Consider the following 14820-nt stretch of genomic DNA (forward strand, 5'->3'; position numbering starts at 1 on the left):
ACCCTGAATCACAAGGAAGAGGCCCGCCTCTTCCTTGTTTCATTGAGGGTTGGCAGGAATATCCCCTGCCCGTCCTTACCGGCGGTCAATAGTCCGTCACCGCAAACGGGATCAACCTGATGAGCCAAGTGACCTTTTACCTGATGAGCGAGCAGGATGACGCGCAGGCTTCGGCCGTCGAACTCCTCGCCTGCCAGCTCGTAGCCGATAGCTGGGGGGCGGGCCATCTCTACCTGCTGTGCGACGACGAAGCGCAGGCTCTGCGCCTCGACGAGCTGCTGTGGCAGCTGCCGCCGGAGCGCTTCGTGCCGCACCAGCTGCAGGGCGAAAGCGGTCAGGCACCGGTGGAGATCGGCCACCAGCCGCCACGCCGGCGCTATGCCCGCCTCATCAATCTGGCCAAACAGACACCTTTGTTTGCAGGACACTTCGCTCAAGTGGTAGATTTTGTCCCCACTGACGAAACACAAAAGCAGCAAGCCCGCGAGCGCTACAAGCACTATCGCCAGGCAGGCCATGCCCTCGAGATGAGGGATCAGCCCGTCCTTGCCGCACCGGATCTGGCGCAGCCCTGACTGCGCCGCCTGTGATCCACGACGAATCAACACCAGACTCCATCCATCCAGATTACGGCGAGACCATGGAAAAGACTTTTAATCACAACGCCATCGAACAGGCGCTCTACCAGCACTGGGAAGCTCAGGGCTACTTCAAGCCCCACGGCGACACCAGCAAAGACTCCTTCTGCATCATGATCCCGCCGCCGAACGTCACCGGCAGCCTGCACATGGGTCATGCCTTCCAGCAGACCCTGATGGACACTCTGATCCGCTACAACCGCATGCAGGGCAAGAACACCCTGTGGCAGGCGGGTACCGACCACGCCGGTATCGCCACCCAGATGGTAGTTGAGCGCAAGATCGCCGCAGAAGAGGGCAAAACTCGCCACGATTACGGCCGTGATGCCTTCATCGACAAGATTTGGCAGTGGAAGGAAGAGTCCGGCGGTACCATCACCCGCCAGATGCGTCGTCTGGGCGACTCCGTGGATTGGGAGCGCGAGCGCTTCACCATGGATGAGGGTCTCTCCGCCGCCGTGCAGGAAGTGTTTGTACGTCTTTACGAAGATGGCCTGATGTACCGCGGCAAGCGTCTGGTGAACTGGGATCCCAAACTCAACACCGCCATCTCCGATCTGGAAGTGGAAAACCGCGAGATCAAGGGCCACATGTGGCACCTGCGCTACCCGCTGGCCAACGGCGCCAAGACCGCCGAAGGCAAGGATTACCTGATCGTCGCCACCACCCGTCCGGAGACCATGCTGGGCGATACTGCCGTGGCCGTGAACCCGGAAGACCCGCGCTACAAGGCGCTGATCGGCCAGCACATCCGGCTGCCGCTGGTGAACCGTCTGATCCCCATCGTCGCCGATGAACACGCCGACATGGAGAAGGGCACCGGTTGCGTGAAGATCACCCCGGCCCACGACTTCAACGATAACGAAGTGGGCAAGCGCCACAGCCTGCCGATGATCAACATCTTCACTCTGGATGCCCACGTGCGTGCCGAGGCCGAAGTGGTCGATACCAACGGCAACCCGAGCACTGCCTACGACGCCGCCCTGCCGGCCGAGTTCGCCGGTCTGGAGCGCTTCGCCGCCCGTAAGGCGATTCTGGCCAAGCTGGAAGAGCTGGGTCTGCTGGACGAGATCAAGGATCACGTGCTGCAACAGCCTTACGGCGATCGCGGTGGCGTGCCCATCGAGCCGATGCTGACCGACCAGTGGTACGTGCGCGTGGCACCGATGGCCAAGACCGCCATCGAGGCGGTGGAAGATGGCCGCATCCAGTTCGTGCCGAAACAGTACGAAAACATGTACTTCTCCTGGATGCGCGACATTCAGGACTGGTGCGTCTCCCGTCAGCTGTGGTGGGGTCACCGCATCCCGGCATGGTATGACGACGCCGGCAACGTCTACGTTGGCCGCAGCGAAGATGAAGTGCGCGCCAAGCACAGCATCCCGTCCGTGACTACCCTGCGTCAGGACGAAGACGTGCTCGACACTTGGTTCAGCTCCGCTCTGTGGACCTTCTCCACTCTGGGCTGGCCAAACAACACCGAGGCACTCAAGACCTTCCACCCGACCGACGTGCTGATGAGCGGCTTCGACATCATCTTCTTCTGGATTGCCCGGATGATCATGATGACCATGCACTTCATCAAGGACGAAAACGGCCAGCCGCAAGTCCCGTTCAAGACCGTCTACATCACTGGTCTGATCCGTGACGAAGAGGGCCAGAAGATGTCCAAGTCCAAGGGCAACGTGCTGGACCCGCTCGACATGATCGACGGCATCTCGCTGGAAGATCTGCTGGAGAAGCGCACCGGCAACATGATGCAGCCGCAGATGGCCGAGAAGATCGCCAAACGTACCGCCAAGCAGTTCCCGGAAGGGATCGATGCTCACGGTACCGACGCCCTGCGCTTCACTCTGGCAGCGCTGGCCTCTACCGGTCGCGACATCAACTGGGACATGAAGCGCCTGGACGGCTACAACAACTTCTGCAACAAGCTGTGGAACGCCTCCCGCTATGTGCTGATGAACACCGAAGATCAGGACTGCGGTTTTGCCGGTGGCGAAATGCAGTTCAGTCTGGCGGATCGCTGGATCCAGTCCCAGCTGCAAGTGGCCATCCGTGACTTCCGTACCGCCCTCGATACCTACCGCTTCGACATCGCGGCTGGCGTGCTGTACGAATTTATCTGGAACCAGTTCTGTGACTGGTATCTGGAGCTGACCAAGCCGGTGCTGACCAAGGGTTCCGAGGCCGAGCAGCGCGCTGCCCGCCATACCTTGGTGACCGTGCTGGAAACCCTGCTGCGTCTGGCGCACCCGATCATCCCGTTCATCACCGAGACCATCTGGAAATCGGTCGCTCCGCTGGCTGGCGTACACGCCGACACCATCATGATTCAGGCCTTCCCTGAGTTCGACGCCGCCAAGGTGGACGAAGCCGCGATGGCGGATCAGGAGTGGGTGAAGGAGTTCATCGTCAGCATCCGCAACATCCGCGCCGAGATGAACGTGGCGCCGAGCGTGCCGCTCAACGTGCTGCTCCAGTGCGATGCCAAGGATGCCCAGCGCGCCGCTGACAACGAGGCCTTCCTCAAGTCCCTGGCTCGTCTGGAGTCCATCCGCGTACTGGCGGACGGTGAAACCGCCCCGCTGTCAGTGAAGAAGCTGATCGGTGCTACCGAGCTGATGATCCCGATGGCCGGTCTCATCGACAAGGATGCCGAGCTGGCCCGTCTGGCCAAAGAGGTGGCCCGTCTGGTGGGCGAGTGCGGCCGGATCGAAGGCAAGCTCGGCAACGAAGCCTTCGTCGCCAAGGCGCCGGAAGCGGTCATCATCAAGGAGCGCGAGAAGCTGGAAGATTACCGTCTCCAGCTGACCAAGCTGGAAGCCCAGCAGGCCGAGATCGCCGCGCTGTAAGCCGGATTTGACTTGGTAGAAGCCCCCTCCTGCAGGGGGCTTTTTATTGCCCGCCCGCCGCCACCCCGCGCTTTTTGCGCTTCTTCATGCAAAATTAGCGAGCCAAATCACCCGCTTTCACAAGCGCATCGCCCCCAAATTCATTACACTGCCAGCGATCTTTTCTACTCGGAGTGCTGTTGCTGTATGGAAATATTGATCCTGTTTGGATTGATTTTGCTTAATGGCGTCTTCGCCATGTCGGAAATCGCCATCGTCACCGCGCGCAAGGCCCGCCTCAGCAAGATGGTCAGCGAAGGGAGCCGCTCTGCCGCCATCGCCCTCAAACTGAGTGAAGATCCGACCCATTTTCTCTCCGCGGTGCAGATCGGCATCACCAGTATCGGCCTGCTCAACGGTATCTACGGCGAATCCCTGCTGGCCCAGCCACTGGCGCTCTGGCTGCAGGAGTGGGGCATGGCCCCCAAGAGCAGCAGCCTGCTTGCCACCGTGCTGGTCATCGTGGTGGTCACCTATCTATCCATCGTCATCGGCGAGCTGGTACCCAAGCGGCTCGGCCAGCTCAGCGCCGAACGCATCGCCTGCCTGGTGGCCCGCCCCATGATGTGGCTGGCGGCCCTTACCCGCCCCTTCGTCTGGCTGCTGTCGGCCTCCACCAAGGCCAGCCTGCGCATCCTGCGCGTCAGCCAGGACGGTGGTGCCAACGTGACCCAGGAGGAGATCCACGCCATGCTGGTGGAAGGCTCGGAGGCCGGGATCATCGAGGATCATGAGCACACCATGCTGCGCAATGTGTTCCGCCTCGACGAGCGCAGCCTCTCGTCACTGATGGTGCCGCGCAGCGACATTCGCTATCTCGACCTCGCCCTGCCGCTGGAGCTGAACCTGCAGCGACTGGTGGAGTATCGTCACAGCTTCTTCCCGGTCTGTGACGGCAGCCTATCGGAACTGGTGGGCATCATCAACGTCAGCAAGGTGCTGCACGCCTACATCAAGGGAGAGCCCATCGATCTGGCGGCGCTGACCCAGGATGGCAGCCTGCTGCCGGAGACCCTCAACGGCCTCGAGCTGCTCAACCACTTCCGAACCCACTCCGAACATATGGTGCTGGTGGTGGACGAATATGGCGAGCTGCAGGGGCTGGTCACCCAGCAGGATCTGCTGGAGACCCTGGCCGGCGACTTCCAGCAGGAGGACGGCGACGACAACTGGGCATTCCAGCGTACCGACGGCAGTTGGCTGCTCGACGGCCTCATTCCGCTGCCTGAGCTGAAGGACTGTCTGGGACTGGTTCGGCTACCGGAAGAAGAAAAACATCACTATCACACCCTCGGAGGGCTTATCATGCTGCTCCTTGGCCGCGTTCCCCAGACCGGAGATCTGGTCACGCTGGAACAGTGGCAACTGGAAATTGTTGACATGGATGGTCTGCGCATCGACAAGGTGCTGGCCATGCCCTTGCTTGATCAACCCAGCTAACCTGCGGAGTTTGCAACTATGGAGCAGTTTTACCAACTGGCTCACGCCTTTATGCATCAGGATCTGGTGACGCTATCCGATCCCAAGATGGCCTTCATGGTCTGCGGCGTGTTATTGACGTTTCTGGTGCTGGAGAACGGCTTCATCCCCACCGCCTTTCTGCCCGGCGACAGCCTGTTGATCCTGACCGGCGTGCTCATCTATCAGGACGTGCTCTCCCTTGGGGTGATCCCGCTGCTGATCCTAGCCACCTTCGTCGGCACCTGGCTCGGCTACATGCAGGGGCGTTTCCTGGGTCATACCCAGCTCTACCACCGGCTGCTGTCCCATGTGGAAGAGAAGCACCAGCAGAAGGTGTACTACCTGCTGGACAAATACGGCATCGTGACCCTGATCACCGCCCGCTACATCGCCTTCGTGCGCACCGCCTACCCCTATATCGTCGGCGCGACCGAGCTGCCGCAGGGGCGCTTTCTCATCGTCAATCTGGTCAGCTCCATCATGTGGATCTGCCCGCTGGTCGGCTTTGGCTACTTCCTGAGCCACACCAAGCTGGCGTCCGAGTATCAGTCCCAGTTCCTCAGCATCATTCTCTGCCTGCCGATCGTGCTGCTAGTCGGCGGTCTCATCGCGCTGATCTGGCGCTGGCTGAGCAAACGCAAAGCCAGTGCGCCACGGGATTGAGACAAATACACAGGGCCATCGCAAGATGGCCCTTTTTTTAGCTAAATAATGGCGATTTACCCGCTGGCACTCTTGTCAAGTGAGGGTAAAAATGAGTGAATCTAGCGCCTTTTTTTTCGACGTGAATGGAGTCGGTAGTATGCGGTGTCGGGTTAGCGCTATGGCGCTGGTTTATGCATTGGTTGGACTGCTGGGATTGCCAGCAGCATTGGCTGCCCCCAACCCGGCCAAACTGCAGCTGCAATCGAGCAGCGCGCTGGTGATGGATGTCGGTACGGGCAAGACCCTGTACCAGAAAAATGCCACCCGGGTGCGCCCCATCGCCTCGATCACCAAGCTGATGACGGCACTGGTGGTGCTGGATGCCCGCCAGGATCTCGGCCAGACCCTGACCATCGATCAGAACGACAGAGACGCCATCAAGCACACCTATTCACGGGTGCGCATGGGCACCCAGGTATCACGCCGCGATGCCCTGCACCTGGCACTGATGTCGTCGGAGAACCGCATGGCCTCGGCGCTGGCCCGTCACTATCCGGGGGGGCGCCCTGCCTTCGTGCGGGCCATGAACAACAAGGCCAAGCAGCTGGGCATGCGCAACAGCCGCTTCTATGACTCCACCGGCCTGTCGACTCGCAACGTCTCCACCGCCCAGGATCTGGCCAAGCTCATCGCCGCCGCCTATCGCCAGCCGTTGATCCGCGAGTTCACCCAGGACACCAGCAAGGACATGCGCTTTCGCACCCCCGCCTACAGCCTGATGTTCAACAACACCAACCCGCTGGTGAAGAACCCGGACTGGGATGTGCGCCTCTCCAAGACCGGCTTTACCGACGAGGCGGGCCGCTGCCTGCTGATGCGCGCCAAGCCGGACAACCGCGAGCTGGCCATCGTGCTGCTCAACTCGGTGGGTAAACGCACCCCGGTCGGCGATGCCAACCGCATTCGCAAGTGGCTGAAAAGCTGATCCCGTACCACGGGGATGAAAAAGGATGCTGCGGCATCCTTTTTTATTGCCCGCAAACCGCCTCTGCGCCCATCTGGGGACAGTAATCACAAAGGAGGATAAAGGGTTGCCTCAGGCAAGGAGACAGCCATACGACGCGATACCGTGAGCGTGAGGGAGAAGATGGCAAGGGGGCGCGATAGGGTAGCGCGTCTTGCAGGCATAGGAGCCTACGTCACGCTGTTGTTGGGCTGAGGGCAAGACGGATGAGGGCTGTTGAGCCAAACGGGAGGAGACCGCGAGCTGAGCCGTGTTAGCTCTCCTGGTGGCATAGTCATATAAAAAAACAGCCCCGACCGAGGTCGAGGCTGTCTTCTATATGGTGCGCCCGAGAGGATTCGAACCTCTGACCACCTGGTTCGTAGCCAGGTACTCTATCCAGCTGAGCTACGGGCGCTCATCAACTTTTGGTACTGCTTTCAATATGGTGCGCCCGAGAGGATTCGAACCTCTGACCACCTGGTTCGTAGCCAGGTACTCTATCCAGCTGAGCTACGGGCGCTCACAAACTTTTGGTACTGCTTTCAAAATGGTGCGCCCGAGAGGATTCGAACCTCTGACCACCTGGTTCGTAGCCAGGTACTCTATCCAGCTGAGCTACGGGCGCTCATAAACTTTTGATTTTGCTTTAAATGGTGCGCCCGAGAGGATTCGAACCTCTGACCACCTGGTTCGTAGCCAGGTACTCTATCCAGCTGAGCTACGGGCGCCCTGATTTAAAGCGATAAAAAAAGCTTACTCAACAGTAAGCCTTTTTCAGGTGTACCGGCTTGCTGATTGCCAGTACATGACTCATCGTGAGTCTAATATGGTGCGCCCGAGAGGATTCGAACCTCTGACCACCTGGTTCGTAGCCAGGTACTCTATCCAGCTGAGCTACGGGCGCAAATGGCGGAGAAGGGGGGATTCGAACCCCCGATGCGGGTATAAGCCGCATACTCCCTTAGCAGGGGAGCGCCTTCAGCCTCTCGGCCACCTCTCCGTTTGCGGGGCTGATAATACTTCACAGGGATTTTTAGTCAAACACTTTTTTGGAGAAAAAAGCGCGTTCGCTCAGCATTTGGTCAAAGCGTGGAATATTCAAGCAATATCGACACTTATCCCGCTCTTTTGCTCCCTGCAGCACGATTTTCAGCACCCCGGAAAAACAAAAGGCGACACATGAGGTGTCGCCTTGTCACAGCCATTAACGCCGCTTAGAAGCCGGATTGGCCCGGAACTTTCTCGGCCTGGATACGCTGGTAGATCTCTTCGCGGTGTACGGAGACCTCTTTCGGTGCGTTCACACCGATACGAACCTGATTGCCTTTTACGCCCAGTACGGTGACAGTCACTTCGTCACCAATCATCAGGGTTTCCCCTACACGACGAGTCAAAATAAGCATTCGCTTGCTCCTGTATCCTGTTTTGTATTTATATCGATATGCGACATTATCTTACAAAGATACCGATATGGTAAATGGTTGAAACTAAATCAATCAGGGATTGTTTCCCAAGGGCTGCTCATGAGGCTCCTGATCCAGCCCAAAAGCGGAGTGCAAGGCACGCACTGCCAGCTCCAGGTACTTCTCGTCAATCACCACGGATATCTTGATTTCAGAGGTGGAAATCAACTGCATGTTGATCCCCTCCTCGCCCAATACCTTGAACATGGTGCGGGCGACGCCAGGATGGTTCCACATCCCGACTCCGACGATGGAAACCTTGGCGATCTCACCGTTGCCCTGCACGCAGGCGGCCCCCAGCTCGCTGGCGGTCTCCTCCAGCAGGGCGCGCGCCCGGCGATAGTCATCGCGATTCACCGTGAAGGTGAAGTCGGCGGTCCCATCGCCCAGCGTGTTCTGCACTATCATGTCGACATCAATGTTGGCGTCGCTGATCGGATTCAGGATCTGCGCAGCCACGGTGGGCCTGTCCGGCACACCCAGAATGGTCAGGCTCGCCTCATTGCGATTGAACGCTATCCCGGATACCAGGGGAGCTTCCATCCTCTCACCTCCATATGTGATTAAGGTTCCCTCTCCATCGACAAAGCTCGACAGCACCCGCAGCGGTACGCGGTACTTGCCCGCGAACTCCACCGAACGGATCTGCAGCACCTTGGCACCGAGACTGGCCATCTCCAGCATCTCCTCGAAGGTGATGGTATCGAGACGGCGTGCCTTGGGCTCGATGCGCGGATCCGTGGTATAGACCCCATCCACATCGGTAAAGATCTGGCATTCATCGGCCTTGATGGCCGCCGCCACGGCCACCGCCGTGGTGTCAGAACCACCGCGGCCCAGCGTCGTGATGGCATTGTGCTCGTCACGGCCCTGGAAGCCGGCGATCACCACCACCTTGCCCGCGCCCAATTCAGCCTGAACCTGCTCGGTGTCGATGTGGGTGATACGCGCCTTGCCATAAGCGGAATCGGTATGAATGCGAACCTGATCGCCGGTCATTGAGACCGCAGGACAACCGCGTTTGTTCAACGCGATCGCCAGCAGCGCTATGGTGACCTGTTCACCGGTGGAGACCAGCACATCCATCTCGCGCCGGTTGGCATCAGGATCCAGCTGCTGGGCCATGCCCAGCAACCGGTTGGTTTCGCCCGACATGGCGGAGACAACCACCACCACGTCATGTCCCTGGGCGCGGGTCTGCTCGACCCGCTCAGCTACCGCCTCGATCCGCTCCAGCGTGCCGACCGAGGTGCCGCCGTACTTCTGTACATAGAGTGCCACAGATCACCTCGCCCGATTACAGGCGCTCTTCCAGCCAGGAGTGTACGGATTGCAGGGCTGCCGGCACTGCCTCGGGCTGGGTACCACCCGCCTGGGCCATGTCGGGACGACCGCCGCCCTTGCCACCCACCTGCTGGGCGACCAGATTGACCAGCTCACCGGCCTTGACCTTGCCGGTCAGGTCGTTGGTGACGCCCGCGATCAGGTTGACCTTGCCCTCACCACTGGTGGCCAGCAGCACGACACCGGACTTCATCTGGTTCTTCAGTTCGTCCAGCATGCCGCGCAGGGATTTCGGATCGGCCCCTTCCAGCGCTGCAACCAGCACCTTCTGACCCTTGATCTCGATGACCTGACCCAGCAGGTCGTTACCGGCCTGAGCGGCCAGCTTGGCCTTCAGCTGCTCCAGCTCGCGTTCCATCATCTTGGCCTTGTCCAGTACCTGACGTACCTTGTCGGCGATGCAGAACTGGTCCCCTTTCACCAGTGCGGCAGCCTCTTCGATCTGCTCGCCGACCTGATGCATAAAATCGATGGCAGCCTTGCCGGTCACCGCTTCGATACGGCGCACACCAGCGGCGATGCCGCTCTCGGCGATGATCTTGAAGAAGCCGATGTCACCGGTGCGCTTGGCGTGAGTACCGCCGCACAGCTCGGTGGAGTAGTCGCCCATGCGCACCACGCGCACGTCGTCTTCGTATTTCTCACCAAACAGCGCCATGGCGCCGGCCGACTTGGCGGCTTCCAGGTCCATCAGCTGGGTAGTGATTTCGTGGTTGGCGCGGATCTGGTTGTTGACCAGCTCCTCGACCCGGCGAATGGTCGCCATGGTCATCCCCTCGAAGTGGGAGAAGTCAAAGCGCATGCGCTCGGCGCCCACCAGAGAGCCTTTCTGGGTCACGTGCTCACCCAGCGCCTGACGCAGGGCAGCGTGCAGCAGGTGGGTCACGGAGTGGTTCAGGGCGATGGCCTGGCGACGCTCGCCATCGACCACGGCTTCGACCTCGGCCCCTTTCTCCAGGGTGCCCAGCTCCATGTAGCCCTTGTGGATGATCGCCTTGCCCGCTTTGACGGTATCGGTCACCGCAAAGATGCCGTCGTCCACTTTCAGGGTACCGCTGTCGCCGATCTGGCCGCCGGACTCGGCGTAGAAGGGGGTCTGCTCCAGCACGATGACAGCTTCGTCACCAGCGATGAGACCGCTCACCTCGTCCACGCCCTTGTAGATGCCGACCACACGGGTGCGCTCGGTCAGGGTCTTGTAACCGGTGAAGGGGGTCTCGAAGTCGAGCTTGAGCATCTCGTTGTAGTTCACGCCGAAGCTGGAAGCCTCTTTGGCACGAGCACGCTGCTTCTCCATCTCGGCCTTGAAGCCCTCTTCGTCGATGCCGATCTCGCGCTCGCGCACTACGTCGGCAGTCAGGTCGGCCGGGAAGCCGTAAGTGTCATACAGCTTGAATACCACCTCGCCCGGAATGACCTTGGCGTCGCCCAGGTTGGCCAGCACGTCTTCCAGCAGCAGCAGGCCTCTGTCCAGAGTGCGGACGAACTGCTCCTCTTCGATGCGCAGCACGCGCTCGACCAGCGGCAGCTGGGCGATCAGCTCGGCAGCGACATCCTTCATCTGTGCCGCCAGCTCGGCAGCCAGTTTGTAGAAGAACACCTCGGTGGCACCCAGCTTGCGACCGTGACGCACGGCGCGGCGGATGATGCGACGCAGCACGTAGCCGCGACCTTCATTGGACGGCATCACGCCATCTGCCACCAGGAAGGCGCAGGAGCGGATGTGGTCGGCGATGACGCGCAGGGACTGGTTGCTCAGATCAGTTGTGCCGACAATCTCGGCCGCTTTCTTGATCAGCGCCTGGAAGATGTCGATTTCGTAGTTGGAGTGCACACCCTGCATGATGGCGGAGATACGCTCCAGACCCATGCCGGTATCCACGGACGGACGGGGCAGCGGCTCCATGGTACCGTCAGCCTGACGGTTGAACTGCATGAACACCACGTTCCAGATCTCGATGAAACGGTCGCCATCTTCTTCCGGTGAGCCGGGACGGCCACCCCAGATGTGATCGCCGTGGTCGTAGAAGATCTCGGTGCAGGGACCGCACGGACCGGTATCGCCCATCGCCCAGAAGTTGTCGGAGGCGTACGGAGCGCCCTTGTTGTCACCGATGCGCACGATGCGGTCGGCCGGCACTCCGACCTCTTTTTCCCAGATGTCGAAAGCTTCATCGTCAGTCGCGTAGACGGTCACCAGCAGGCGCTCTTTCGGCAGCTGCAGCACCTCGGTCAGGAAGCCCCATGCAAACTTGATGGCATCCTGCTTGAAGTAGTCGCCGAAGCTGAAGTTGCCCAGCATTTCGAAGAAGGTGTGGTGACGAGCGGTATAGCCGACGTTTTCCAGATCGTTGTGCTTACCACCGGCACGCACGCAACGCTGGGAAGTCGTCGCGCGATTGTAGGCACGCTTGTCTGCGCCAAGGAACACGTCCTTGAACTGGTTCATACCCGCGTTGGTAAACAACAGGGTCGGGTCGTTATGCGGTACCAGCGAACTGGAGGAGACAACCTGGTGCCCCTGGGAACGGAAATACTCGAGAAACGCGGTGCGAATCTCTGACGTGGACATATACATGGAAAATCCTGCTTGATTCGAATACGGACTTTTAACCGCATTAATGTAAGTTTTCTGCGGGGTAAAGTAAAACGGACAGGGCCGCCACGGGTGAAAAAGCGCGCATAAATGGGGGCTGGGAGAAAAGGGAGACAAACCGGGACGTTTTCAGCCACGGTTCTGGCCGATGGCAGCGGAAAATCGGCCTGCCGCCGAGGAGCCTTCCACCGCGTCCGCCACCAGGACGCAAGTTGTTGAATCCACAGACACCAGCGGCAAAGGGCATGCCACCATGTCCATAGCGGCGGGATAGGCGATACGGACAACCCGAGCAACAGGCATCCTGTGAAATGCAGAACCGCATAATGACAATCTTGGGAGCTGGGTGTTGGGGTTAGGTGGCAAGCGCGCCACCATCAACCCTGCAGGCCATCAACAGGCTGAGGCTGCTTGCAGGAAAGCAGAAACGGAGTGGTTACAGCTCGCGCTCCTGCAAGGCGCTCAACGCATAGCGTCCCTGCTCCTGGGTAAAGCCGCGTCCCAGCAGGTATTTGAGCCACTTCATCCGCAGCTTGAAATCGGCAAGGTCGGCCACGTTGGCTCGCCGCGCCAACAGATCCAAGGCCAGTTCAAACCAGTCCAGCTCCGGCTGCTCGAAGGCGGCGTCAATCTGGTTGTCATCCAGCCCCTTGCGGCGCAGCTCGAAACGGATCTTGATGGGACCGTGCCCCTTGGCCGCTCCGGCTCTTACCGCCATGGCGCCATAGCGCTCGTCGTTGACCCAGTTATAACCCCGGCAATAATCGACAACCGCCTCGATCACCTCTTCCTGATAGCCCTGCTGGCGCAGCCGTCTGGCCAGCTCGGACTCGGCGCTTTCGCGGCGAGCAAGACTGCGCATGGCAAAGGCGCGGGCCGCCGCCAGTTGCTCTTCAAAAGTGAGTTCGACCGGTTTGTCAGCAGATTCATCAACCATAAATAACAAGGCCGGGTATCTACCCGGCCTTCCTTTGTTCCTTATTCGAACTCTTGTTCGCTTTCGGCATCGAACTCTTCTGCCTCAACCGGCGCAGCCTTGTCATCGACAGGTACGGCACCAGAGAGCAGCAGCTCGCGCAGGCGGGCTTCCACTTCGCCAGCCATCGCCTTGTTCTCGGCGAACAGCTTCATGACGTTGGCCTTGCCCTGACCGATCTTCTCACCGTTGTAGCTGTACCAGGCACCAGCCTTGTCGATCAGCTTGTGCTTGACGCCCAGATCCACCAGCTCTCCCTCTTTGGAGATGCCGGCGCCATAGAAAATCTGGAACTCGGCCTGCTTGAAGGGCGGGGCCACCTTGTTCTTGACCACTTTGACGCGGGTCTCGTTACCGACCACTTCGTCGCCTTCCTTGATGGCGCCGATGCGACGGATATCCAGACGGACGGAGGCGTAGAACTTGAGGGCGTTACCACCCGTGGTGGTCTCCGGGCTGCCGAACATGACGCCAATCTTCATCCGGATCTGGTTGATGAAGATGCACAGGCAGTTGGCGTTCTTGATGTTTGCGGTCAGTTTGCGCAGCGCCTGGGACATCAGACGGGCCTGCAGGCCGACGTGGGAATCACCCATCTCGCCTTCGATTTCCGCTTTCGGGGTCAGGGCTGCCACGGAGTCGACGATGATGACGTCAACGGCGTTGGAGCGCACCAGCATGTCGCAGATTTCCAGCGCCTGTTCACCGGTATCCGGCTGGGAGATCAGCAGGTCGTCGACGTTGACGCCCAGCTTGGCGGCATAGATGGGATCCAGCGCGTGCTCCGCATCGACGAAGGCGCAGGTCTTGCCCTTCTTCTGCGCTTCGGCGATCACCTGCAGGGTCAGCGTGGTTTTACCGGAAGATTCCGGGCCATAGATCTCGACGATACGACCGCACGGCAGGCCACCGATGCCCAGCGCCACGTCCAGGGAGAGGGAGCCGGTGGAGATGGCTTCGATATCCATGGTCTTGCTGTCGCCCAGACGCATGATGGAGCCTTTGCCAAACTGCTTTTCGATTTGACCCAGCGCAGCCGCCAGTGCCTTCTGTTTGTTCTGATCCATGCCAATCTCCGCTGGAAATCGTGAGTAAAAATGAAGTTGGGCTAAGTATACTGTCTATTCATACAGTATCAAGCCCAATTTATCTGAGCAGGGCCAACAGACCCGACAAGGCCTGTCTCACCGCCTGCTGGCGCACCTGCCGGCGATCCCCGTCGAAACGGGCCAGCAGGGAGTGATGACGGCCGGATCGATCAGCCCAGGCGAACCAGACGGTGCCGACCGGCTTGCCCGGTGTCGCGCCGCCAGGGCCGGCGATGCCGCTGATGGCGACACTGATGGCGGCAGAGGAGTGTGCCAGCGCACCACGGGCCATCTCCAGCACCACGGCTTCGCTCACCGCGCCGTGTTGCTCAAGGCTCTCGCCGCTCACCCCCAGCATCTGCTGCTTGGCTTCGTTGGTGTAGGTGACAAAACCGCGGTCGAACCAGCCTGAGCTGCCCGCGATGTCGGTGATGGCCGTCGCCACCCCGCCACCGGTGCAGGATTCGGCGGTCGCCGCCAGCCAACCGCGCTGACCGAGGGCCCGACCCAGCTCGATGGCAAGGTGCTCTATCTCTGCATCCAGTTTCATCACGGCTCCTGCTGATTCGTTGAAGAGGCACATTATGCGATCCCGTCACTGCCGCCCGCAACCGCCGGGCAGACCCCCACCGACATCGATGTGCAGCACCAAGACCCGCTCAGCCAGAGACAACCCCGGAACCCGACCTCCCCCGCCGCCCTGCTTATG

At 60.1% G+C, this 14820-nt stretch carries 11 protein-coding genes and 6 tRNA genes; 5 read left to right on the forward strand and 12 right to left on the reverse strand.

Annotated elements, in window-relative coordinates:
• Positions 1–119 precede the first annotated feature (119 nt).
• From E5E97_RS01240 to pbpG, 5 genes are all read left to right on the forward strand, one after another.
• Positions 120–575: a DNA polymerase III subunit chi gene (locus tag E5E97_RS01240; protein ID WP_168755755.1), complete on the forward strand. Its 456-nt coding sequence runs from the start codon at positions 120–122 to the stop codon at positions 573–575.
• 65 nt (positions 576–640) lie between these two features.
• Positions 641–3493 carry a valine--tRNA ligase gene (locus tag E5E97_RS01245; RefSeq protein WP_171279762.1) on the forward strand — a complete coding sequence of 951 codons (2853 nt, stop codon included), beginning with the start codon at positions 641–643 and terminating at the stop codon, positions 3491–3493.
• A 186-nt stretch (positions 3494–3679) separates the two neighbouring features.
• Positions 3680–4972, forward strand: coding sequence for a hemolysin family protein (locus E5E97_RS01250; protein ID WP_171279763.1), 1293 nt, complete (start codon positions 3680–3682; stop codon positions 4970–4972).
• A gap of 18 nt (positions 4973–4990) precedes the next feature.
• Positions 4991–5656: a DedA family protein gene (locus tag E5E97_RS01255; protein WP_016352045.1), complete on the forward strand. Its 666-nt coding sequence runs from the start codon at positions 4991–4993 to the stop codon at positions 5654–5656.
• 139 nt (positions 5657–5795) lie between these two features.
• Complete coding sequence (gene pbpG / locus E5E97_RS01260; protein WP_011707427.1) at positions 5796–6623, forward strand: D-alanyl-D-alanine endopeptidase; 828 nt, start codon at positions 5796–5798, stop codon at positions 6621–6623.
• 359 nt (positions 6624–6982) lie between these two features.
• Here pbpG and E5E97_RS01265 read toward each other — a convergent pair.
• The 12 genes from E5E97_RS01265 to pncC form a co-directional block, all read right to left on the reverse strand.
• Positions 6983–7059: transfer RNA gene (locus tag E5E97_RS01265), tRNA-Arg, on the reverse strand.
• A 28-nt stretch (positions 7060–7087) separates the two neighbouring features.
• Positions 7088–7164 (reverse strand) — tRNA-Arg (locus tag E5E97_RS01270).
• A 28-nt stretch (positions 7165–7192) separates the two neighbouring features.
• A tRNA-Arg gene (locus tag E5E97_RS01275) sits at positions 7193–7269 on the reverse strand.
• Positions 7270–7295: 26 nt separating this feature from the next.
• Positions 7296–7372, reverse strand: a tRNA-Arg gene (locus E5E97_RS01280).
• Positions 7373–7471: 99 nt separating this feature from the next.
• A tRNA-Arg gene (locus E5E97_RS01285) sits at positions 7472–7548 on the reverse strand.
• Between the two features lie 3 nt (positions 7549–7551).
• Positions 7552–7644 (reverse strand) — tRNA-Ser (locus E5E97_RS01290).
• Between the two features lie 214 nt (positions 7645–7858).
• Entirely contained in the window at positions 7859–8047 is a 189-nt protein-coding gene (csrA, locus tag E5E97_RS01295) for a carbon storage regulator CsrA (protein ID WP_005305164.1), read from the reverse strand.
• Between the two features lie 93 nt (positions 8048–8140).
• Entirely contained in the window at positions 8141–9388 is a 1248-nt protein-coding gene (locus E5E97_RS01300; protein ID WP_011707428.1) for an aspartate kinase, read from the reverse strand.
• A 16-nt stretch (positions 9389–9404) separates the two neighbouring features.
• Positions 9405–12029, reverse strand: coding sequence for an alanine--tRNA ligase (alaS, locus tag E5E97_RS01305; RefSeq protein WP_024945613.1), 2625 nt, complete (start codon positions 12027–12029; stop codon positions 9405–9407).
• A 454-nt stretch (positions 12030–12483) separates the two neighbouring features.
• The gene (locus E5E97_RS01310; protein WP_029304798.1) at positions 12484–12984 is read right to left on the reverse strand and encodes a regulatory protein RecX; all 501 of its coding nucleotides are present in this window, start codon (positions 12982–12984) and stop codon (positions 12484–12486) included.
• A gap of 41 nt (positions 12985–13025) precedes the next feature.
• On the reverse strand, positions 13026–14090 hold the full coding sequence (gene recA, locus E5E97_RS01315; protein ID WP_011707431.1) for a recombinase RecA: 1065 nt from the start codon (positions 14088–14090) through the stop codon (positions 13026–13028).
• A 79-nt stretch (positions 14091–14169) separates the two neighbouring features.
• Complete coding sequence (pncC, locus tag E5E97_RS01320) at positions 14170–14661, reverse strand: nicotinamide-nucleotide amidase (RefSeq protein WP_106551743.1); 492 nt, start codon at positions 14659–14661, stop codon at positions 14170–14172.
• Positions 14662–14820: the final 159 nt, after the last annotated feature.

The sequence above is a fragment of the Aeromonas sp. 2692-1 genome (assembly GCF_013085505.1).
Classification (GTDB): domain Bacteria; phylum Pseudomonadota; class Gammaproteobacteria; order Enterobacterales; family Aeromonadaceae; genus Aeromonas; species Aeromonas hydrophila.

Bases quoted from the DNA above. Each gene is read 5' to 3' on its own strand.
- pbpG (WP_011707427.1), top strand. From the start codon at position 5,796: ATGCGGTGTCGGGTTAGCGCTATGGCGCTGGTTTATGCATTGGTTGGA.
- recA (WP_011707431.1), bottom strand. From the start codon at position 14,090: ATGGATCAGAACAAACAGAAGGCACTGGCGGCTGCGCTGGGTCAAATC.
- alaS (WP_024945613.1), bottom strand. From the start codon at position 12,029: ATGTATATGTCCACGTCAGAGATTCGCACCGCGTTTCTCGAGTATTTC.
- E5E97_RS01250 (WP_171279763.1), top strand. From the start codon at position 3,680: ATGGAAATATTGATCCTGTTTGGATTGATTTTGCTTAATGGCGTCTTC.
- pncC (WP_106551743.1), bottom strand. From the start codon at position 14,661: ATGAAACTGGATGCAGAGATAGAGCACCTTGCCATCGAGCTGGGTCGG.
- E5E97_RS01240 (WP_168755755.1), top strand. From the start codon at position 120: ATGAGCCAAGTGACCTTTTACCTGATGAGCGAGCAGGATGACGCGCAG.
- E5E97_RS01255 (WP_016352045.1), top strand. From the start codon at position 4,991: ATGGAGCAGTTTTACCAACTGGCTCACGCCTTTATGCATCAGGATCTG.
- E5E97_RS01310 (WP_029304798.1), bottom strand. From the start codon at position 12,984: ATGGTTGATGAATCTGCTGACAAACCGGTCGAACTCACTTTTGAAGAG.
- E5E97_RS01245 (WP_171279762.1), top strand. From the start codon at position 641: ATGGAAAAGACTTTTAATCACAACGCCATCGAACAGGCGCTCTACCAG.
- csrA (WP_005305164.1), bottom strand. From the start codon at position 8,047: ATGCTTATTTTGACTCGTCGTGTAGGGGAAACCCTGATGATTGGTGAC.